The sequence below is a fragment of the Novosphingobium sp. PhB55 genome (genome assembly GCF_004368805.1).
In the GTDB taxonomy this organism is placed as follows: Bacteria; Pseudomonadota; Alphaproteobacteria; order Sphingomonadales; family Sphingomonadaceae; genus Novosphingobium.
In genome coordinates, this window is the sequence record NZ_SODQ01000003.1 from 316,505 (window position 1) to 337,856 (window position 21,352).

The window sequence follows — 21,352 nt, forward strand, 5'->3', positions numbered from 1 at the left end:
GAGACTCCTCGCCGCCTGGCGAGCGACAACCTGCCTGAGGGCGATGGCGATGCGGCGCAGGATCGTTCCTGCGCCGCGCCGGCAGCCTTACGCTCACGAAGAGATCCGAACATCATGACCTCGCTGCACACGTCTTCCAGCATCGGCGCGCTCGTTCTCGCACTTTGCGCCGCGCCTTCGCTCGCCGCCACGACCGTTTCCACCTCCACCACCAAGGCACTCGTCACCTCCAGCGCGGGTGACGTGACCGTGACGGAGGACGGCACCATCACCCTGCCCAGCGGCAGCGCGATCACGGTGGACAGCAACAATGCCGTCGATCTCGAAGGCGCTCTGGTTCTTGACGATGCCGACGGCGCCAGCGGCATCACCGTCAATGCCGGCACCACCGCGACGATCACCGTGGGCGAGGACGCCACCCTTACCGTCACCGAGGACTTCGTGCCGGCGGACACCGATTCGAACGGCATTGCCGACGGCTCGATCGCTTCGGCCAGCAACCGCTACGGCATCCACGTCCTGTCCGGCGCCACCACCAGCGGATCGATCCTCAACGAAGGCACGATCAAGGTGGAGGGCCTGAACTCCGGCGGCATCGTCGTCGATTCGGACTATGTCGGCAGCGTGACCAATACCGGCACCATCAACGTGATCGGCGACAACTCGGTCGGCATCTCCACCAGGAGCGTGGACGGGGACGTGACGGTGGAAGGCACTGTCTACGCCACCGGCGCGGGCGCCCAGGCCCTGGTGGTGGACGGCGACGTCAGCGGCACCGTGACCATCCAGGGCACCGTCTCGCAGCGCGCCTCCTACACGGACGACGACAGCGACACGATCGTGCTTTCGCGTGCGGCTCTCCGCTCGGGCGCGGCGGCGGTGGAGATCACCGGCAATGTCGCTGGCGGCATCTACGTGGCGGCGCCCCCGGTCGACAACGACAGTTCGAACGACGACGAGGACGGCGACGGTGTCGACGATGACGATGAAGGCACCGGAGCGGTCATCGCCTACGGCAACGGCCCGGCGATCCAGGTCGGCGGCACCAGCGACATCACCGTGGGCGGCGTGTCGAGCAATTCCGGCACGTACTCGATTGCCATCGACGGCTCGGTCAGCGCCAACGCCTATTACAGCAATACCGATGCCTATGGCCTGGTGATCGGCGGGCAGGGCGGCAACGTCACCCTGACCGACGGGATCGGGGTGACCGGCTCGCTGAACGCCACGACTTACGATTCGGCCGCGACGGCGCTGCTCATCAATGCAGGGAGTACAGTGACCAGCCTCTATAACAGCGGCTCGATCACGGCCTCCATCACTTCGCAGGGCGAAGGCTCCACAACGGCGATCCAGGATCTCTCGGGCACCCTGACCACGATCGACAACACCGGCTTCATCGCGGCCAGCGGATCGAGCACCGACACCCGCACCGCGATCGACCTCTCCGCCAACACCACCGGCGTCACGATCAACCAGTACCTCAACGCCGCCGATATCGAAACCAGCGCCGACTACCTGGACGACAACGATACGGACACCGATCCCATCATCTACACCGCGATCACCGGCAATATCCTGCTGGGATCGGGCGATGACACCATCAATGCCTCGTCGGGCACGATCACCGGCAACACCACTTTCGGCGACGGCGACGATACGCTGAACCTGTCCGGCAACACGGTCTACACCGGCGACGTCTATTTCGGCAGCGGTACCGGCACGGCCACCATGGCCGGAACCTCCAGCTTCGTCGGCACGATGGACTTCGACGGTGAGAGCGGCACCCTCACTTTGTCCGACAGCGCGGTCTATTCGGGCAACTTCAGCAATGCCGACAACCTGACAGTCACCGTGGGCAGCGGGGCAAAGCTGACCGCCAGCGATTCGGACACCATCGGCTTCGGCAGCCTGATCGTGAAATCGGGCGGCTCGCTGGGTGTCTATATCGACACTTCGGAAGGCAGCAGTTCGCTTTACACCGTGGCCAATGCCACGCTGGAGGACGGGGCCAAGATCACGGCGACAGTCACCGATCTTGGCGATGCGGAAGGGACCTACACGGTGCTCACCGCCAGCAGCCTCGACGTGCAGGGTACGCTCAATTCGACCGACACCGACCTGCCCTTCATCTACAACGGCGATGTCACGACCGACGCGAACAGCATCTATCTCACCATCGCGCGCAAGACGACCGACGAACTGGGCCTCACCCGCAGCGAGGCTTCGGCCTGGGATGCGATCTACGCCACTGCCCAGAACGACGACAGCCTGACCTCCAGCCTGCTCCAGGTCGAGGATTCGGCCACGCTTCAGAGCCAGGTCGCCGGGCTTCTGCCCGACCATTCGGGCGGCGTCTTCGATGCCGTGACTCACGGCGACCGCATGGCTTCGCGCCACCTTTCGGACGAAACCTCGCTCTTCACGATCTCCGACGTTGGCGGCTGGTTCGAACCCGTCTACTGGCGCACCGCCAAGGATGCCGGTTCGACAGCGGGTTACAAGGCGAGCGGCTGGGGCCTCTCCGCCGGTGCCGAGCGCCGGACGAACCTGGGCTACTTCGGCGTTTCCTATGCCTGGCTCCACGGCACGGTGAAGGATAATGGCGGCACGGGCGATCTCGGCGTGGGCCAGCACGACTTCGGCCTGTTCTGGCGCACCGGGAAGGGGCCGTTCATGGCCTGGGCACGCATCGGGGCCTCGAAGATCTCGGTGGATTCCACCCGCACCTTCACCGGCACCATCGACGATACCGACTTCACGTATTCCGCCGATGGCAAGTGGAACGGCTGGCTGATCTCGGGCCTGGCCGGTGCGTCCTATCGCTTCCAGATGTCGCGCCGCTTCAATCTCAAGCCCAAGCTGGAGCTGGAGCAGTTCTGGCTGAAGGAGAACGGCTACAGCGAAACGGCCGACAGCGATGCGGTGGCGCTGACCGTGGCAGACCGCACCAGCAAGATGACCACGGTGACGCCGACAGTGACGGCGTCCTATTCGCTCGGGACCATATCGCCCGACTGGCGCCCGCTGACGTTCCAGTTCGAAGGCGGTCGCCGCGAAGTGGTGTCGGGCAAGCTCGGCAGCACCACGGCCTATTTCAACGGCGGCGATACGTACGACGCCGGGGAGGCCTTCACCATCACGCCCGAAAGCCTGAAGGGTGCCTGGGTCAGCGAAGTCTCGATGCTGGCCGGTGGCTACGACTTCACCTGGAAGCTGTCTGCCCGCGCCGAACGGACCCAGGACGCCACCGATCTCTCCGCCCGCGCTTCACTAAGCGTAGCGTTTTAAGGCGCAGCGACCCGCTAAAGGCCGGTGCGTAGCGTTTTAACGCGTAGCGACCCGCTAAAGGCCGGTGCGTAGCGTTTTAACGCGCAGCGACGCGCTTAAGGCCGGGGATCGTGGATCCTCGGCCGCACGTCGTCCCGGACTTGCTCCGGGACGCCGCCGTTCTGCCGGCGGCTCTACGCTCCGCGCAGCTCGGTCAGGCGGCGCTCCCAGGCGAGTGCGTGTTCGACGATCGTGCCAAGGTCGGCATATTTCGGCTGCCATGGCAGCGTGGCCTTGATCCGACGGTTGTCCGAGATCAGCGAATCGGGATCGCCCGCGCGCCGTCCCTGCATGCGGCGGTCGATCGTGCGGTTGGTGACGCGGTCGACCGCGTCGAGCACTTCCAGCACCGAGAAGCCCTGGCCGTAACCGCAGTTCATCGTCAGCGATTCTCCCGGCGCCGCGATCAGCTGTTCGAGCGCGAGGACGTGCGCATTGGCGAGGTCGGAGACGTGGATGTAGTCGCGCACGCCGGTGCCGTCCGGCGTGTCGAAGTCCGTGCCGAACACGGCGACATGCTCCCGCTTGCCCAGGGCCGCTTCCACCGCAACCTTGATGAGATGGGTGGCACCCGCCGTCGACTGTCCGGTGCGGGCCTGCGGATCGGCACCGGCGACATTGAAGTAGCGCAGCGCGCAGTAATTGAAGTCATGCGCGCGGGAGACGTCGGCCAGCATGGTCTCCGTCATCAGCTTCGACATGCCGTAAGGGTTGATCGGCAGCTTCGGGCTGTCCTCGGTGACGGGGGAGACTTCCGGGATGCCGTAAGTGGCGGCCGTGGAGCTGAAGATGAAGTGCGGCACGCCCGCCTTCACCGCCGCGTCGATCAGGGCGCGGCTCTTGGCGGTGTTGTTGTGGTAGTACTTCAGCGGGTTCTCGACCGATTCCGGCACGATGATCGAGCCGGCGAAGTGCATCACCGCCTGGATACCCTCTTCCCGGAAGATCCGGGCGAGCAGTGCGGCATCCTCGATGTCGCCTTCGTAGAGCGGGACGCCTTCCGGCAGGGCGAAGCGAAAGCCCGTGGTGAGGTTGTCGATCACGACCACCGGCCAACCGGCGTCCTTGAGGGCGAGAACGGCGTGGCTGCCGATATAGCCGGCGCCGCCGGTGACAAGAACGGGGATCTTGGAGGTCATGGTCTCGCTCTGATGGACGGCAGGAAGTGGGATGGAGAAATCGATTGGAACGGGTTGCTACGGCGGCTTTGTTGAACGGCCCATTCGCGCTGCGCAAGTGGGCATGAAAGCAGCGCGCGCGAACCGGGTTCAAGGACGACCCCAGGATTATGCGCTGCGCTGCGGTGCGTCAAAGCCAACTGCGTCCAAAGCTGCACCATCCTTGCACCTCCGGTAACCAATCCGGAGCAGCCTGCAGGTCCCGGCGAATACTGTACCTGAACTGAACACACCCTATAAAGTGCAGTTCAGGGCGATTCCGACATCTGTCATGGCGATTGCTATCCATTGCATAGTCATCCCGGATTCGCTGCCGGATCGGTTCGAACGCAGGTCTGCCGGCCGTTTGATTTCGCACTTGCGGAAGAGATTTGCGACGTGCCGTTTTAGGAGTGGGCTTTGCCGTTTTCGAGCGCCGTCCAGGCACTTGCACCCCAATGCGCTCCTGATTACCCGAATAGGCATCCGGTCACCCCATCGGGGGCATTGACTTAAGCCTTATGGAGAAAACCGTAAGTGCGCTGCACAAAGACGCTTCTTGTTGGGCTCGCTGTCCTATTTTCAGGTACCATCCTGACAGGATGTACCTCCACCATGACGTCGAACCCGGATGTTCCGGTCGGCGAAGCTGCCTATCAGACGATTCCCGCCACGGTTCCGGCGCCCACTGTCTATGCGATCTCGCCGAAGGACGTCCTTCAGGTGCGGGTCTTCGGAGAGCCCGATCTCTCCGTGGAGAAGGCGCGCGTGGACGAGGCGGGCTTCATCCAGCTTCCCCTGGCCGGGCAGATCAAGGCCGCCGGCCGCAGCGCGCCCGAAGTGTCGAGCGACGTGACGGCCGTGCTTGGGCGCAAGTATCTGAAGAACCCGCAAGTCGCCATCTCGGTAGACGAAGCCGCGCCGCGCTTCGTATCGGTGGAAGGCGAAGTGAAGGTTCCCGGCGTCTATGAACTGACCAGCAATACCACCCTCCTGGGCGCGCTGGCGCGGGCGCAGAGCCCGCTGGTCACCGCCAAGCTGGACCAGGTGGTGATCTTCCGCACGATCAACGGACAGCGCATGGCCGCGCGCTTCGACCTGAAGGACATTCGCGGCGGCGTCAGCCCCGATCCGATCGTCATGGACGGCGATGTGGTGGTGGTTGGTTTCTCGAAAATTAAGGGGCTTTGGCAGGACTTCCTGAGAACAGCGCCGATATTCAATGCCTTCGCAGTCTTCGCCCGCTGACCGTTCCGGCAGCGGGCCGTGGCGGCCAAGGACAGTGATTTCGAGCGCAGGGCCCGTCCAACGGCCCTCGCAGAGCCTTTCGAATGCGATCCTCCTGCCATCCTCGCAGCGACCATTGCGCCGGTGCGAGCCAGACAGGCCGGGCCGCGGCCGCGGCTGCGGCTTGTCGGGCTGGAAGGTCGCCCCGACCTGAATTCAGTGCCTCCGGTACTGCGAACACAACGCCCAGTGAAAGGATAAGCTATGTTGAATCCTGAAAGCGGCGGGACCGATCCTATGAATTATCGCGTGGCCTTCTTGTCCCCTGTCTCCTTTTTTAAAGGAGGAGCGGAGCGATCGCTGTTCGACCTGATGGCGAACCCGCATGTCGACCCGCTGCTGGTGGTGCCTGCCGAAGGGCCGGTGTCCGAGCAGGCGGCGAGCCGGGGCATTCCCGTGGAAGTCGTCGATTTCGGCCAGGTCGCCGCGATCCGCCGCCCGGTGCGCCCCGCTAGCGTGGGCGCGGCCTTCGGGGACTGGTTCGGCGCCGCGCGCAAGCTCATGGCCGTGACGAAGCGCCACGGTGCCGACATCGTCCATAGCAACGGGCTGAAGGCCCACTGCATCGCCGGCCTGGCGCGCAAGCTGGGCGGAGAAGCCTGCGTGTTCCACGTTCGCGACATCGCCGTGCGCGGTTCGGAGCGCCTGATCTGGAAGGGCCTCGCCCGCAGTTCCGACCATACCGTGCTCGTCAGCCGCGCCTGCTGGCCGGGCGAGATGCTGCCGGGCAATGTCTCGGTGGTGTTCAACGGCGTGAAGCAGGACGGGGCAGCCCAACCGCTCCAGTCCGTCCAGGCTCCCTCTGCCGCCGCGCTGCAGGCGCCGCGCGCCCATGCCCCGCTGGTCGTGGGCATTTGTGGGCGCATCCATCCCTTCAAGGGGCACCACGTCGCCATCGACTGGATGGGCGCCGCCCGTCGCCGCGGGATCGACATCACCCTGCTGGTGCGCGGTGAAGCGGAAGCGGAGGATCGTCCCTACCTCGAAAGCCTGAAGCGCCAGGCCGAAGCCCTGGGCCTCGCCGATTCGGTTCGCTTCGAAGGCCGCTTCGAAGGGCTGGCGGCGATCTACAACGGCCTCGATGCCGTGCTCGTGCCTTCCGAGACGCCCGATCCGCTGCCGCGTTCGGTGATGGAGGCGATGTCGATGGGGCTGCCCGTGGTCGGCTACCCGGCCGGCGGCATCGTCGAAATGATCGACCACCGCGAGAACGGCTGGCTGGCCGGCGATGCGGAAGCCTTCTGCGCGGCCATGGAGGAGATCTCCAGCCTCGGTCCCATGCTCGTCGAATTGCAGAAATCCGCCGCGCGCACGGTGGCGGAACGGTTCGGCATGGAGCGCATGCACCGGCAGGTGAACCAGGTCTATTCGACGGTGCTCGGCCGGTGATCCGCTGGGGCCAAGGCCCGAACCGGCCCGGAGAAGGGTTGGGGCGCGCGCTTGGTGCGGGACGCCGCCGTGCGCGGCGCGCCCGCCTGCGCACCGGTCTGTTCGGCGCCGCGCTCCTGCTTTGCCCGGGGGCGCTGCTGGCAGCGGCTTTGTTGCTGCAGCCCGGCACCGTCCGGTCCGACCGGCACGTCTCCGCGCCCGTGGCGCAAGTGGTGGGCATTGCCGGCAACGACCTGACCCCCGCCGATCTCGACCGCGTTTCCGGGCTGGGGCTCCATTTCGTGCGCAGCGATTTCAGCTGGGCCCGCACCGAGCGCAAGCCGGGCGTCTACGACTTCGGCCCCTACCTGGAGTTCGCGCGCGAAGTTCATGCGCGCGGCATGCGCCCGCTGTTCATCCTGGACTACGGCAACCCGGTCCATACGCCTTTCACCAGGATCCAGTGGCGTGGCCGCGACGAGCGGCGCACCTCGCCGCCGGTCGCGCCGGACCAGATCGCGGCCTACAGCAAGTGGGCCGCCGCCGCCGCCAAGGCCTTCGCGGCCTACGACCCGATCTGGGAAGTCTGGAACGAACCCGATCACCCGCGCTTCTGGCCGCCCAAGCCCGATGCCGCCGCTTATGGCCGCATGGCACTGGCGGCCTGCCAGGCCATCCATTCGGCGGGCCGGGCCGAAGTCTACGGTCCCGCCGCCTCCAAGTGGGTGGACGGTCCGTTCCTGACGGCGCTGGCAGGGTCCAGGGCCATCACCTGTTTCGACCGGATCAGCGTCCATCCCTATCAGATGACCGGCGATGCCGCGCGCGACGGCGCATTGTGGGACGGGCTGTGGCACCGCATCGCCGCGGGGGGGCAGGTGAAGACGCCCCGGATCGCCAATTCCGAATGGGGCCGCCCCGTCGTCGGCCGCGTCGACGATCAGGCCCAGGCGCGCTACCTGGTCCGCACGCTGGTTTCGGCGCTGGCGGCGGGCGTAGCGCCCAACATCTGGTATTCCTGGAAGGACGCCGGCACCGATCCGGCCAACGACCAGCATCATTTCGGCCTGCTCCTGCCCGACGGTTCGCCCAAGCCGGCGTTCCTGGCGCTGCAGACCATGCTCCGGCAGGTCGGTACCCTGCGCTATGCCTGCCCGGTCCAGCGTGCCGGCGTGGAAGGTGCGATCTTCGCGGCCGACCCGCAAGCCGGCGGCAGCAGCGTGAAGGCGCTGGTCTGGGCCAAGACCGGCGTGGCGCGGCTGGAGCCCGGCAAGATCGCGCCGACCGGCTGGAAGGTCTCCGGCCTGGCCGACATGACCGGAAAGCCCCTCGAAGGCGGCGAGCAGAAGCTTGGCAATGCGCCCGTCTACTTGCGGCTCGTGCCGGAAAAGACCGGCGCGCAACCCACCCTGAACTGCCCCGAACGCACATGAGCGCGAGCGATATGAACATGACTGGCCGCAACGGAGACAGTACGTCCATGACGTCCCGACGAATTCTCTTCATCATCCGCTCCTACCGGCCCGACCAGGTCGGCGGCGGCGCCAAGTCCGTGCAGACCCTGGCCGAGGGCCTGGTCGAGCGGGGGCACGACGTGCACATCCTGCGCCTGGCCCCGCGCGGGGAGGAAGCCGCCACCTTGCGCGCCGGCATGGAGGCCGGAGTGACCGGGCCGGGCAAGCCGACGCTGCACGTCCTGCCGATCCGCAACATCTACTGGCCTTACGACAAGCGCCGCCGCTCCCCGGCGATGAAGGCGGTGTGGCACGCGCTGGACCTCTGGAATTTCCGCGCCGCGCGGGACGTGCGCCAGATGCTGGACATCATCCGCCCCGACGTGGTCAACACCAGCATCATCGACGGCTTCTCCACCGCGATCCTGCGCGAGGCCAAGCGCAGCGGTGCGCGGCTGATCCACACCATGCGCGACTACTATCTGATCTGCAGCCGCTCGGGCATGTACCGCGCGGGCGAGAACTGCACGTCGCTCTGTTCGGGCTGCAAGGTGGTGCGGGGGGTCAACCGCCGCCAGACCCGCAATGTCGACATGTTCCTGTCCAACAGCGCCTTCGTGGCGGATACCCACCGCCGCCACGGCGCCTTCGGGGAAGACAAGCCCTGTGCGGTGCAGTGGAACGTCAACGACCGCCCGCTGGTGCCTGAGGCGAAGCGGCTGGCCGACGGCGCGCCGATGGTCTTCGGCTATATCGGCCGGCTCGCTCCCACCAAGGGCGTGGAGAAGCTGATCGAGGCCGTGCGCCGCCTGCCGCAGGGCGGCCGGCCGTGGTCGCTGGTGATCGCCGGTGACGGGGAGCCCGAATATGTGGCCGGGCTGAAGGCGCAGGCGGCGGGCGATCCGCGCGTGCAGTTCCTCGGCTGGCAGGCCGCGGAAGACTTCTATGGCGCGGTCGACGTGGTGGTCTGCCCCTCGGTCTACAACGAGCCGTTGCCCCGGGTGATCTACGAGGCTTACGGCTTCGCGCTGCCGGTCGTCGCCTCACGCGTGGGCGGCAATCCGGAAGTCGTCACTCCCGCCGAGACCGGCGAGCTTTACGACGGCGAGGATGCCGGCGAGCTGGCCGAGAAGATCCAGCATTTCCGCACGCTCTCCGCCGACAGCTATGCCCGCTACAGTGCCGGCGCGCTCGACATGGGCGCGGTGTTCACATCGGGTGCGGTGATCGATCGCTACGAGAGCCATCTGGACCGGCTGTTCGATGCGGCCTGAGCGCGAAATGGCTGTGACCGACGGCACTTTCGCCCCGGCCGACCTCCACGCCGCTCCCGGCACTCTGCCGGCGCGCGGCCTGCCGGTGGGACGGTTCAGCCCGAGCAGCGGCATCCTGCGCGCCTGGCAGCGCATGAGCGGGCTCTGGGCCTCGGGACCGGCGGGGCGGGTGCTCGCGCGGGTGATCCGGGGGCACATCCGCCGCGCCTATGGCTGCTACATCGCGCCGACCACTCATGTCGGCGAGGCCGTCTACCTGCCGCATCCGGTGGGCGTGGTGATCGGTGACAATGCCGTGATCGGAGACGGGGTGACGATCTACCAGCACGTCACCATCGGCCAGGACGGCGCCGCCGGGCGCTGCCCGCGCATCGGCGCCGGGGCCACGATCTTCGCGGGCGCGACGGTGATCGGCGGCATCGAGATCGGTGCGGGCGCAGTGATCGGCGCCAATGCCGTGGTCAAGACATCGGTTCCTGCGGGGCACATCGCCGTCGGCGTACCGGCGCGGATCCTGCCGCCGCGTCCGTTTGGCCATGAAGCCCTGCAAACGGAGGCTTTGCGCACGGAGGCCCGGCGATGAGCGGGGCACGGGCCATGGAAGGCGCGGGCCTCGTCTCGCTCTGGCGGCGCATGTGCCGGCTCTACCCGCGCGGACGCATGGGGCGCGCCATGGCGACGGTGATCCGGCGCTACATCCACTGGCGCTATGCCTGCCACATCTCCCCGCTTTCGCGCCCGGCGGGGTGGATCAACCTGCCGCATCCGGTGGGCATCGTGGTGGGCCACGATGTCGAGATCGGTGAGAACGCCACGATCTACCAGCACGTCACCATCGGCCAGTCGGGCCGGGAGGAAGGCTATCCGGTCGTGGGACCGGGTGCGGTGATCTACGCCGGTGCGGTCGTCGTCGGTCCGGTCCGCATCGGCCGCGAGGCGCGGATCGGCGCGAATTCCGTGGTCCTCCAGGACGTGCCGGACGGCGCCACCTCGGTCGGCGCCCCGGCCCGGATCGTCACGCAGAAGCGCAAGGACCTCCTGGCCGTATGAAGCTCGGGCGCATGAAACTCTCCAAGGGCGCGATCACCACCGCGGCACTGGGCATATCGAGCGGGCTCAACTTCCTCTCGCTGATCGTCTGGACTCACCTGCTCAGCCCGGCCGAGTTCGGCACTTATGCGCTCGTCTCGGCGACGGTGCTGTTCCTCAACGCCACGATCTTCGAGTGGCTGCGCCTTACCGCCTCGCGCCTGCTCTACGACCCCGCGGCCGAGCATCAGCTCAACCCGGACATCGCCAATGCCCTCGCCACCGTCGGGCTGGGCCTGATCCTGCTGCTGCTTCCGGTGGCGCTGTCGCTGCGCGGCTTCCAGGTCCACTTCATGGGTGTCGCGCCCGACTGGTGGCCGGCGATGTGGCTCTGGCTCTTTTCCGAGATGCTCTTTGCGATCAGCACTGTCGGCGCGCGCCTTCGCCTGCTGAGCTGGCGCTTCTTCGCGATGATGACGCTGCGCTCCTCGCTCTCCCTGGCGGTGGGTGCGGTGCTGGTCTGGTTCTTCGACATGGGCGCGCTGGGCGTGGCCATCGGCATTCTCGGCGCCCAGATCGGCTGCGCGGTGCTTGCCAACGTCACGGACGCGGCCTGGCGCAATTTGCGGCCGCTGCAGGCGCGGGCGGCGGACCTGAAGGAAATCCTGCGCTACGGCGCGCCGCTGATCGTCAGTTCGGGGCTCGGCTATGCCAGTGCCGTGGCGGATCGCTACATCGTTTCCTCCATGCTGGGGAAGGCGGCGGTCGGCCAGTATTCGGTCTCCGTGGACCTCATGCAGAAGACCGTGATCTTCCTGATGCTGGCGGTCAACCTCTCGGCCTATCCGGCCATCGTCCGCGCGTTCGAGAACGAGGGACGCGAGGCGGGCGAGAAGATCCTGGCGGAGAACTTCATCGTCTACCTGATGATCGGCGCCCCGGCCGCGGCCGTGCTGGCGGCACTTTCGCCGGGGGTGGCGCATCTTTTCGTCGGTCCCTCGTTCCGCGACACCGTGGCCATGCTGCTGCCTTATGTGGCGATCGCCGCCATCCTCAAGGCGCTGACCACGTTCCACCTCTCGGTGGCACTGCAACTGGTCAAGAAGACGCGGCTGCTGATCATCTCGCCGGCGGTCAACCTGGCATTGCTGGTTCCCAGCGGCATCATAGGGGTGAAGCTGGCGGGCCTCACCGGCATGGCGATCGGCATAGCGGTTTCGCAGATCGGCAGTTTCGCGCTGTTCTACGCGGTGGTGAGCCGCCATGTTCGCACACCGCTGCTGACGCGCGCCTCCGCCTTCGTGGTCGTGCTCTCGCTGGCGCTCGGCGCTGCACTGGTGCCGCTGCGCGGCTTCAGCGAGCCGGTCGCCTGCCTGACCCTGCTCGGCGCGGCGGGTGCCTTCTATTGCCTGGTGGTCTGGCGCGGGCACGGCTGGATCATGCGCAACAGCCAGGGCTGGAGCGCGGCATGAGTGTCGGCGCGCTCCCTTACGGCCCGCGCCCCGCAAGGAAGCGGAGCCAGAACTTCGCCGCCCTGCTGACCACGCTGACCGGCGCGGCGGTGCTGCTCATCATGGCGCGCGAAGTCTTCGGCGGCGCGGCGCGCTACTATTTCGACCGCTTCGGCCTGGGGCCGCTCTGGTTCATTCCCGATCTTGCCGTGATCGCGGTGGTGCTGGCACGCCTGCTGCTGGCGGCCGTGACGCTGCGGCTGCCGACGCCGCTGATCTGGCTCTTCGCGGCGACGGCGGTGCAGATGGCTGTCGGCATCGTGGTCTACCAGAATGCCGTGGCCGTGTTCTCCGGCTTCAAGCTGCTCTGCCCGCTGATCGCGGTGCTCATGCTGCCCCCCACGTATCTCAACGCCAAAGTCTGGCGCTGGGCCTGCATGGCGCTGTTGGTGGTGGGGATCGCCGGCGTGGCGATAGACACCCGCGCGACGATGCCCTGGACCGGCTACTCGGTCTCGCAATTCGGCGTCGAGCGCGAGGCCGGGCGCGAATGGTGGATCCACGGGCAGGAGCGCATCGCCGGGCTGGGTGCGGCGAGCAGCGCCTCGGCCAGCATCCTGCTGCTGCTGGCGCTGATCGTGCTGCGCCAGGCCCGCACCTGGCATGTGCGCCTGCTGATCTACGTGGCGACGCTCTGGGCGCTCAACGTCACGACCTCGCGCACCAACCTGATCGCGCTGGCCGTGGCCATGGTGATAGACTTCTGGCCCTGGCGCTGGTTCCAGGGGCTTGGACCGGGCCGCATGGCGCTGGGCGCCCTGCTTTCGGTCTGTTTCTTCCTGCCGGCTCTGGCCGGGCTCTGGTTCCTCGCCATCGACGGCGTGGGAGAGATCTCGGTGGGCATGAGCAGCATGGTCGTGCGTGTTCACGTCACCTGGCCGGGGATCTGGGACATGATCGTCGATGGCGGCCCGGCGACGGCCCTGCTGGGCCACGGTTTCGGATCGGTGGGGCCATCGGCGTTCTACACGGGCGTCTATGTCTCGCCGTTCAGCGCGGTGGACAACCTGTTCCTCTACATCTTCTACCAGTTCGGCCTGTTCGGCGTGCTGATGGGCGTGGAACTGATCCGCCGCCTGGTACGGGTGCCGCGGCCGGACCGGCACATCGGCTTCGTGATCGCCATCCTCTCCGCCACGATCAACTGCCAGGGTGCAGCGCCGCTCGTGCTGATCGGCCTTGCCGCCTCGCTCGGCGCCTATCCGGCGCTGGCGAGCGGCGCGCGCGGCCGGATGCAGAAAGCGATCCGTGCGCTGCCCCGCCCCGCTCCCAATCCTTACCGCACCCCCCGACGAGACCCCGAAAACCGCCACTGGGCGCGGGGCCCCTGGACGCCGGGAACGTCATGACCATGCACCGAGGACCCCATGCGCATTAAGGGCCTGGACGCCGCACGCGGCGTCGCCATCCTCTTCGTCGTGTTCGGCCATGTCTGGCGCGGACTGGACGGGCAGGGCCTGGTCGATCCAAACCTGTTCCAGACCATCGACCGCACCGTCTACTTGTTCCACATGCCGGTGTTCTTCCTGATTTCCGGCATGCTGTTCAAGGCGCCGGAGAGGCTGGGCGGCGGCGCGCTACGGAACGGGCTGTCGCGGATCTCGATCAACCTGCTCTGGCCGATGTGCCTCTGGGCCTGGGTGGAAGGCTGCGTCCATCTCGTCACCGGAGCGGGCAACAAGGGGCGCATCTCGCCCTTCGAAGTGCTGACTTATCCGTTCCCGCCCAAGAGCGTGTTCTGGTTCCTGCTCGCGCTGTTCCTGTTCCAGGCGGTGGCCATGGTGCTGCGGGGAAGGGCCGCGGCGGCCGCGATCGCGGCGGCCTGCCTGGCCGCCGTCGTGGTGCTGCAGCCGCAGGGCCTGACCGGGCAGATCCTCCAGCACGCCCCCTTCTTCTTCGTGGGCCTGCTGGCGGGCACGCGCTGGCTGGAGAGGGGCCTGCCGCTCGTGCCCTGCCTCGCAGCCTTCCTCGCGGCCGAGGCGGCGGCCTTCATGCTCGCCGTCTCGCCCTTCGACACGGTGCCCGCCTATCTGTGCGGCGGCGCGGCCTGCGTCGCTTTCCTCGGCCTCTGCCTGAACGGCGGAGCGCTGCTGGACAAGCTGGGCGCCCGGAAGCTTGGCGAGCGCACCATGCCGATCTACCTCACGCACATCATCTTCGCTGCCGGCATGCGCGTGGTGCTGACGCGGCTGGGGCTCGGCAATGTCGCCGTGGTCGTGCTGGTATCGACGGCGGCGGGCGTGCTGCTGCCGCTGGTCCTGTTCGACCTGTCGCGCCGCTGCGGCCTTGCCGGCGTGCTGGGCTTCGAGCCGCTGCGAAAACGCCGGGGCCAGGAAGAACCTTGCGTCCAAGCGTCTGCCCGGCCCGAGTTCGCCGATGGCCCTTCCGTTGGAAGCGGGGCCTGATACCGGACGAGCAGGCCCGGTCCCGGCAAAGGCGGCCATGAAAAAAGGGGCCGCGTCAGTGACGCAGCCCCCCGTTTCCTGCAAGGTTCGGCCGCTCAGACCTGGTAGTAGTCCCGGTACCAATCCACGAACTTCGCCACGCCTTCGGTAACCGAAGTGGTGGGGCGGTAGCCCGTCAGTTCCTGCAGCAGCGAGGCGTCGGCCCAGGTTGCGGGCACGTCGCCCGGCTGCATCGGCATCATGTTGATCTCGGCCTTCACGCCCGTCGCCGTTTCGATGGCGCGCACGAAGTCCATGAGCTGCACCGAATCCGAATTGCCGATGTTCACGGCACGCCAGGGCGCGACCGGCGAAAGACTATCGTGCCCGACGATGTCCTCGGCGCTTTCCGGGCGTACCGGCGCGCTGTCGATGAGGAGACGGATGCCCTGGACGAGATCTTCGACATACGTGAAGTCCCGCTTCATATCGCCATGGTTGTAGACGTCGATCGGCTTGCCGGCGAGGATGTTCTTGGTGAACTTGAACAACGCCATGTCCGGGCGGCCCCACGGCCCGTAGACCGTGAAGAAGCGGAACATCGTGATCGGCAGATCGTAGAGATGCGCATAGGAATGCGCCATCGCTTCATTGGCCTTCTTCGTCGCCGCGTAGAACGACATCTGCGTATCGACCTTGTGAGTCTCCGCATAAGGCATCTCGGTATTGGCGCCGTAGACCGAGGAGGTCGATGCCATCAGCATGTGCTGCGGCGGATAGGCCCGCGCGGCTTCCAGCATCTCGAACACGCCGATCAGGTTCGCCTCCACATAGGCGCGCGGATTGTCGATCGAATAGCGCACGCCCGCCTGGGCCGCGAGATTGACCACGATCTCGGGCCGTTCATCGGCGAAGATCTGCATCAGCCGCTCGGGGTCTTCGAGCTTGCCCTTGATGAAGTGGAAATGCTCGGACTGGCTGAGCATCGCCACCCGCCGCTCCTTCAGCGCGACTTCGTAATAATCGTTCAGGCTGTCCAGGCCGATCACCCGGAAACCGTCATCCAGCAGTCTGCGGCAAAGGTAGTACCCAATAAAACCCGCGGCACCCGTAATCAAAGCCGTACGGGGGGCAGCCTTGCCGACGACGTCATCAGTCATGCTAAAGTCCAGATTTTGTGGAGATGTCCGTACTTTCTGAAGGCCCGAGACGCACTTGGCAAGTCGCCCGAAAGGGCAGGCGTCCGACTGAGGGAACGGGTGGCCGACAGTTTTACGAGCGGTTGTTCTCAGTCGAGCGGATTTGGGCAAAGAGGCGCGTTCGGCGATCCCATCCTACAAATTCGATTGCAGGAGGTGGGCGCGGAACGACAATCGATTTTGCAGCGCGGCAAAGCGCGCATTCGGTGCGCCATTCAGAAGCCGAGGTTGACCTGCACTGGGGGCCGCACGTCCCGCATCGGTACCGGAAATTGGTAAATCGTGCTGAAACTATTATTCTTCTTCAACGAGATGACTGCAAGATGAACAAACCCGGCGGCAAGGCTAGGGCGCCGTCACCGCCGCGAATCGATTCGCTTGTCGAGATCCGGAACAGTGCTTGGCGGTGCGTGCGACATGCCTCGTCGGGCTTCTTTTAGGTGCGCCGCAGCATGGCGGTTCGATCTCTCTCATCGTCAATTTGCGGACAAGAATGGATTCCGTCGCGTTACTGCACCCGATTATCCCATATTCTGCGCAGGCGCTTGAACAGGCTCGCGATCCTCGGCAGAGCACTCGTGCCCATCGGTAGCAGTTTCACCTACCGGGAGTTTCCGATATTCCCCGCATCGGAAGCCCCGGTTCAAGCGGCCGGGGCGCACTTGCCGAACCTGCCCCGTCCGGGGCGGTCAGAGGAGCAGAAATGAAGATCGCTGTTGCAGGCGTTGGCTATGTCGGTCTGTCGAATGCGCTGTTGCTGGCGCAGAACCACGAAGTCGTGGCCAAGGATGTCGTGGCCGCCAAGGTGGACATGATCAATGCCGGTCGCTCGCCGATCGTCGATGCCGAGTGCGAGGCTTTCCTCCGCCGCGACGACCTGAATCTGCGCGCCACGCTGGATGCCGCGGAAGCCTATCGCGGCGCCGACTACGTGATCATCGCCGCGCCCACCAATTATGACGAAGTGACCAACCGCTTCGACACCAGCCTGGTCGAAGCCGTCATCCGCGAGGTCATGGACCATGCGCCCGATGCGGTCATGGTGATCAAGTCCACCATCCCCGTGGGCTTCACCACCGCGACTTCCGAGGCGATGGGCACGCGCAACCTGATCTTCAGCCCCGAGTTCCTGCGCGAGGGCAGGGCGCTTCACGACAATCTCCATCCCAGTCGAATCGTTGTGGGGGAGCAGTCGGAGCGGGCAAAGGTCTTTGCGGAACTGCTGCTGGAAGGCGCGATCAAGAAGGATGTACCGGTCCTGTTCACGGACCCGTCCGAAGCCGAAGCCATCAAGCTATTTGCGAATACCTACCTCGCGATGCGCGTGGCCTATTTCAACGAGCTGGACAGCTATGCGCTTTCGCGCGGGCTGGAGGCGCGCCAGATCATCGAAGGCATCGGCCTCGATCCGCGCATCGGCTCGCACTACAACAACCCTTCGTTCGGTTACGGCGGATACTGCCTGCCGAAGGACACGAAGCAGTTGCTGGCCAATTACCACGATGTTCCGCAGACCATCATCGGTGCGATCGTGGAGGCGAACCGGACGCGCAAGGACTTCATTTCCGACATGGTCCTGTCGCGCAGGCCCAGGGTGGTGGGTTTCTACCGCCTGGTCATGAAAGCCGGTTCCGACAATTTCCGCCAAAGCTCGATCCAGGGGATCATGAAGCGCATCAAGGCCAAGGGCATCGAGACGGTGCTCTACGAGCCGAGCTATCCCGATGACAGCTTCTTCAACACCCCGGTCGAAGCCGATCTGGAGACGTTCAAGCGGCGCGCCGACGTGATCGTCACCAACCGGATCCTGCCCGAACTCGACGACGTGAGGGACAAGGTCTTCTCGCGCGATCTCTTCGGGTCCGACTAGCGCAAGGCCGGGTTTCGCCCGGCGGCGTCCCGCCCCATCCTCGAAGGACCACTTACGCCCATGAAACATAGTGTTCCTGTCGCCGAAGCACCCCTGACAGGGAGCCCGGCGCTGATCCGCGGCGAGCGCATCGCGCTCGTCCATGACTGGATTCCCCTGATTGCCGGGGCGGAGCGCGTGCTTCAGCAAATGGCGCACTGCACGCCGGGCAGCGACATCTTCACGCTGTTCAACTTCCTTCCCGAGGAAGTCACGCGGGAGTTCTTCGGCGCCGATCACAGGATACAGACGTCCGGTCTCAACGATCTGCCGCTGGTGGAGCAGTATTACCGCTTCCTTCTGCTGCAATCGACCCGTGCGATCGAGGCGTTCGACCTGACCGAGCACGATGTCGTGCTCAGTTCCTCTGCGGCCCTGGCCAAGGGCGTGATAACCGGCCCGGGTCAGTTGCACGTCAGTTACGTCCACAGTCCTGCCCGTTATGCCTGGGATCTTACTCACGAGTATATCGCCACGGTCGGCGGCACGCTCGGCGGGCTGAAGCGGGCGGTTGCGCGCGAGATGATGCATCGCTTCCGGCTCTGGGACATGCGCACCGCGCAGAGTGTGGACCATTACCTGGCAAATTCGCAGTTCATTGCCCGGCGCATCTGGAAGATCTACCGCCGCGAGGCGCAAGTGATCTATCCGCCCGTCAATACCGGCAACTTCGTGCCGGGTACGGCATCGCGCGGCGATCATTTCGTCACCGCTTCGCGCCTGGTGCCCTACAAGCGCGTCGAGATGATCGTGGAGGCCTTCAATCGCCGCCCGGACCTGCGCCTGAGAGTGATCGGCGACGGGCCGGACATGAAGAAGATCCGCCAGATCGCCGGCTCCAATATCGAGATCCTTGGGCACGTCCCATTCGAGCAGTTGATCGCCGAATTCCAGACGGCGCGGGCGCTGGTCTTCGCGGCGCTGGAGGATTTCGGCATCGTTCCGGTCGAGGCACAGGCCTGCGGAACCCCGGTCGTGTGCCTGGGCAAGGGCGGCACGGCCGAGACCGTGCGGCCCCTGGGCAGCAGCGGGGCGACGGGCGTGTGGTTCGAGGATCAGACGGTGGAAAGCCTGGTAGGCGCGATCGACATGTTCGTCGAGGGCGAGGGCGATATCCGCGCCGAAGATTGTATCGCCAATGCCGCCAGCTTCGGTGAGGAACGGTTTCGCCAGCAGTATTCGGACTGCGTCAATAGTCTCATTAGCTGATCGACTTTACAGGATCTGTCTTCGCCACCAGTCGACAGATCCCGGACGCGCGCAAATTTGAACCGGGAGCGGCCTTCGTGGCGGCTCCCGGTTTTTCGCATCTGCGCAGGCGGTCGACGTTAAGGCGCTGAAAAGCGCCGGCGACAGGTCGGACCTGGCGCTGCGAATCCACCGGATCGACAGGGAGCGAGGGGCTGCAATCGGTTTTACTGTCGACGCGATCCGGCGTCTTTCCGGCTACTGCGATGGAAAGGCTTGAAAGTGCGACGAGAGGGGCCGGATCGAGGGCAAATTCCCGGTTCGCAATTTGCCCTCCATTGTGCAGCGCGGTATGGTCGAAGAAGACGATTGACCTGTATAGCGCAGTTCCAGGAGGACTCATGACGCAGAGAGACGTGCAGCCCTTCGCCATCGCTGGCCGATTGCTGGCCGCTACTTCGCCTGGGAGCTGCAGTTAAGGGCCGGGCTCTTTCAGGACTGCGTGTGATGCGGTTCTTCTGAAATATCTCAGTATAAGTTCTGTCATTGTAATTCTTACCAGTCGAGTTGTTGATAGTAACGTCAGCCGGGTCGCAGACCGATGCCGACGGAATGCTCCATGGAAGCCCTTTCGATTGGGCGAGACTTGCGAAAGCAGACATTTTCGCATCCCGATCTGCAATCATAAGGAAGAAGCTCTGTCTGGGTCGTTAGCTGAGAAACGCACGGTCTTCGTGCCGAAAGCCCGTCCGGGAAGCCGCACGGTGCAGGCCGGAATCCTCGTTCTTGTCGGACTGCTGTTCGGCGGCGGCGGGTCCGGCGCGGGCCTGGCCAACCTGGTCGTCCAGCTTGCAGGCCTGGCGATCCTGGCCATCAACGGTCCGGCCGTGGCCGCTTTCTTCCGCACTGCTCCGCGCGGGCTCGTGGTGCTGGTGGCGCTGACGCTGCTTCTGCCGCTGCTTCAGCTGGTGCCGCTGCCGCCCGCGATCTGGCAGGCGCTGCCGGGCCGGGAATTCGTGGGGCAATCGCTCGACCTTACCGGCGGCAGCGATGTCTGGATGCCGTTCTCGCTCGACCCCAATCGCACGGCCATTGCTTTCTTCGCGCTCTTGCCGGCGCTCGCGATCCTCGTCCTCGCCTGGCAACTGGGGCGCGAAGACAAGCGCCAGTTGCTCATGCTGGTGGTCGCTTGCGGGCTGATCGTCGTGCTGCTCGGCGCCCAGCAACTGGCGACCGGCAATCGCCACCTCGTCTTCTACGCCGAGACCATCGGCTCGCCCGATCTCCAAGGCACTTTCGCCAACCGCAACACCGGCGGGCTCATGCTCGACATCGCATTGGTGGCGCTGGTGGCGGTGTTCCCGCTGCGGCAGATCCGCGCGATCTGGACGCTGGGCGGCATGGCGACCGCGGTGCTGCTGATCGTGGGCGTCGTGCTCACCCGCTCGCGCACGAGCATGCTGCTTCTGCTGGTGCCCGCCGCGCTGGCCGCCTGGCGCTGGGTGCGCTGGCGCCGGCCGACCCTGACCCGGCGAACCGCGATCGCGGTGGGCGCCGTGGTGCTGGTCCTGGCAGGTGCAGCCAGCCTGCTGGCGAACAACCAGCGCGTGCAGAGCGCGTTCGGACGCTTCGACGCGGTGGAGGACGAACAGCGCCCGCTGATCTGGAAGGACACCGTGGCCGCATCGCGCCGTTACTGGCCGGTCGGCAGCGGGATCGGCTCCTTCGACGATGTGTTCCAGGCCGACGAGGCCCTGGAAAACCTCAGCTATGGCCGCGCCCAGCGTGCGCATGACGACTTCCTGGAGGCCACGCTGGAATCCGGCCTGGTGGGCATTGCGCTGGTGCTGGGCTGGGCCTTCGTGCTCGGACGGCTCGGCGTGGCGGCGCTGCGCCGTGGCGGCATCGGGCTGGCAGGCGTGGGCACCTTCGCGCTGGTCGCGCTTCAGTCGATCACCGACTATCCGCTGCGCAGCCAGACCCTGCTCTGCCTTTTCGCGCTGATGGCCGCGCTGCTGATCGGCGCGGAGCGGGACGAGGCCGAAAGTCGCCGCGGCGCGCCTGAACAGGGGGGTAAGAAGGGCGCCAGAAGCCGGCCGGCCGGCAGGTCTGGAAGCAGGGGCACAGGCGGGCGTGGGGGCCGGTCCGGGCAGGAGGACGGCTTGACCGCCTTCGCCCCTTCAGAACGGGTTTCCTGAACCTATGAACGAACTTCGGGTCAATAACCGCTCGCGTGGAAACAATAGGATGGCGGGACATATC

15 protein-coding genes are annotated in these 21,352 nt (G+C 65.9%); 13 read left to right on the forward strand and 2 right to left on the reverse strand.

Translation table 11 applies throughout. The features are described 5' to 3' along the window. Positions 1 to 114: 114 nt before the first annotated feature. Entirely contained in the window at positions 115 to 3,291 is a 3,177-nt protein-coding gene (locus EDF57_RS08960) for an autotransporter outer membrane beta-barrel domain-containing protein (protein WP_134093952.1), read from the forward strand. A 173-nt stretch (positions 3,292 to 3,464) separates the two neighbouring features. On the opposite strand, the gene galE is transcribed toward EDF57_RS08960, so the two are convergent. Next, a complete protein-coding gene (gene galE, locus EDF57_RS08965) occupies positions 3,465 to 4,469 on the reverse strand; it encodes a UDP-glucose 4-epimerase GalE (protein ID WP_132268365.1) in 1,005 nt (334 codons plus the stop codon). A gap of 633 nt (positions 4,470 to 5,102) precedes the next feature. Here galE and EDF57_RS08970 point away from each other — a divergent pair. The 9 genes from EDF57_RS08970 to EDF57_RS09010 all read left to right on the forward strand — a co-directional run bounded on the left by EDF57_RS08970 (position 5,103) and on the right by EDF57_RS09010 (position 14,815). Then, a complete protein-coding gene (locus EDF57_RS08970; protein WP_132268367.1) occupies positions 5,103 to 5,735 on the forward strand; it encodes a polysaccharide biosynthesis/export family protein in 633 nt (210 codons plus the stop codon). Between the two features lie 351 nt (positions 5,736 to 6,086). Then, positions 6,087 to 7,163, forward strand: coding sequence for a glycosyltransferase family 4 protein (locus EDF57_RS08975; RefSeq protein ID WP_166675214.1), 1,077 nt, complete (start codon positions 6,087 to 6,089; stop codon positions 7,161 to 7,163). Beyond that, complete coding sequence (locus EDF57_RS08980) at positions 7,160 to 8,575, forward strand: hypothetical protein (protein WP_134093954.1); 1,416 nt, start codon at positions 7,160 to 7,162, stop codon at positions 8,573 to 8,575. The genes EDF57_RS08975 and EDF57_RS08980 overlap by 4 nt, the downstream gene beginning before the upstream one ends. Before the next feature lie 47 nt (positions 8,576 to 8,622). Then, complete coding sequence (locus tag EDF57_RS08985; protein WP_166675215.1) at positions 8,623 to 9,870, forward strand: glycosyltransferase family 4 protein; 1,248 nt, start codon at positions 8,623 to 8,625, stop codon at positions 9,868 to 9,870. Between the two features lie 7 nt (positions 9,871 to 9,877). After that, positions 9,878 to 10,453 carry a DapH/DapD/GlmU-related protein gene (locus EDF57_RS08990; RefSeq protein WP_166675216.1) on the forward strand — a complete coding sequence of 192 codons (576 nt, stop codon included), beginning with the start codon at positions 9,878 to 9,880 and terminating at the stop codon, positions 10,451 to 10,453. Continuing rightward, positions 10,450 to 10,920, forward strand: coding sequence for a hypothetical protein (locus EDF57_RS08995; RefSeq protein ID WP_132268377.1), 471 nt, complete (start codon positions 10,450 to 10,452; stop codon positions 10,918 to 10,920). The genes EDF57_RS08990 and EDF57_RS08995 overlap by 4 nt, the downstream gene beginning before the upstream one ends. A gap of 11 nt (positions 10,921 to 10,931) precedes the next feature. Next, positions 10,932 to 12,371, forward strand: a complete 1,440-nt coding sequence (locus tag EDF57_RS09000; protein ID WP_166675217.1) for a lipopolysaccharide biosynthesis protein — start codon at positions 10,932 to 10,934, stop codon at positions 12,369 to 12,371. Next, on the forward strand, positions 12,368 to 13,759 hold the full coding sequence (locus EDF57_RS09005; protein WP_134093958.1) for a hypothetical protein: 1,392 nt from the start codon (positions 12,368 to 12,370) through the stop codon (positions 13,757 to 13,759). Before EDF57_RS09000 ends, EDF57_RS09005 begins: the two co-directional genes overlap by 4 nt. Before the next feature lie 18 nt (positions 13,760 to 13,777). Then, positions 13,778 to 14,815, forward strand: coding sequence for an acyltransferase (locus EDF57_RS09010; RefSeq protein WP_134093959.1), 1,038 nt, complete (start codon positions 13,778 to 13,780; stop codon positions 14,813 to 14,815). 95 nt (positions 14,816 to 14,910) lie between these two features. Here EDF57_RS09010 and EDF57_RS09015 read toward each other — a convergent pair whose 3' ends face one another. Further along, positions 14,911 to 15,954: an SDR family NAD(P)-dependent oxidoreductase gene (locus tag EDF57_RS09015; RefSeq protein ID WP_134093960.1), complete on the reverse strand. Its 1,044-nt coding sequence runs from the start codon at positions 15,952 to 15,954 to the stop codon at positions 14,911 to 14,913. 742 nt (positions 15,955 to 16,696) lie between these two features. Here EDF57_RS09015 and EDF57_RS09020 point away from each other — a divergent pair. From EDF57_RS09020 to EDF57_RS09030, 3 genes are all read left to right on the forward strand, one after another. Continuing rightward, positions 16,697 to 17,863, forward strand: coding sequence for a nucleotide sugar dehydrogenase (locus EDF57_RS09020; RefSeq protein WP_132268386.1), 1,167 nt, complete (start codon positions 16,697 to 16,699; stop codon positions 17,861 to 17,863). A gap of 60 nt (positions 17,864 to 17,923) precedes the next feature. Beyond that, complete coding sequence (locus EDF57_RS09025; RefSeq protein ID WP_134093961.1) at positions 17,924 to 19,111, forward strand: glycosyltransferase; 1,188 nt, start codon at positions 17,924 to 17,926, stop codon at positions 19,109 to 19,111. A gap of 713 nt (positions 19,112 to 19,824) precedes the next feature. Beyond that, complete coding sequence (locus EDF57_RS09030; protein WP_134093962.1) at positions 19,825 to 21,288, forward strand: O-antigen ligase family protein; 1,464 nt, start codon at positions 19,825 to 19,827, stop codon at positions 21,286 to 21,288. Positions 21,289 to 21,352 lie beyond the last annotated feature (64 nt).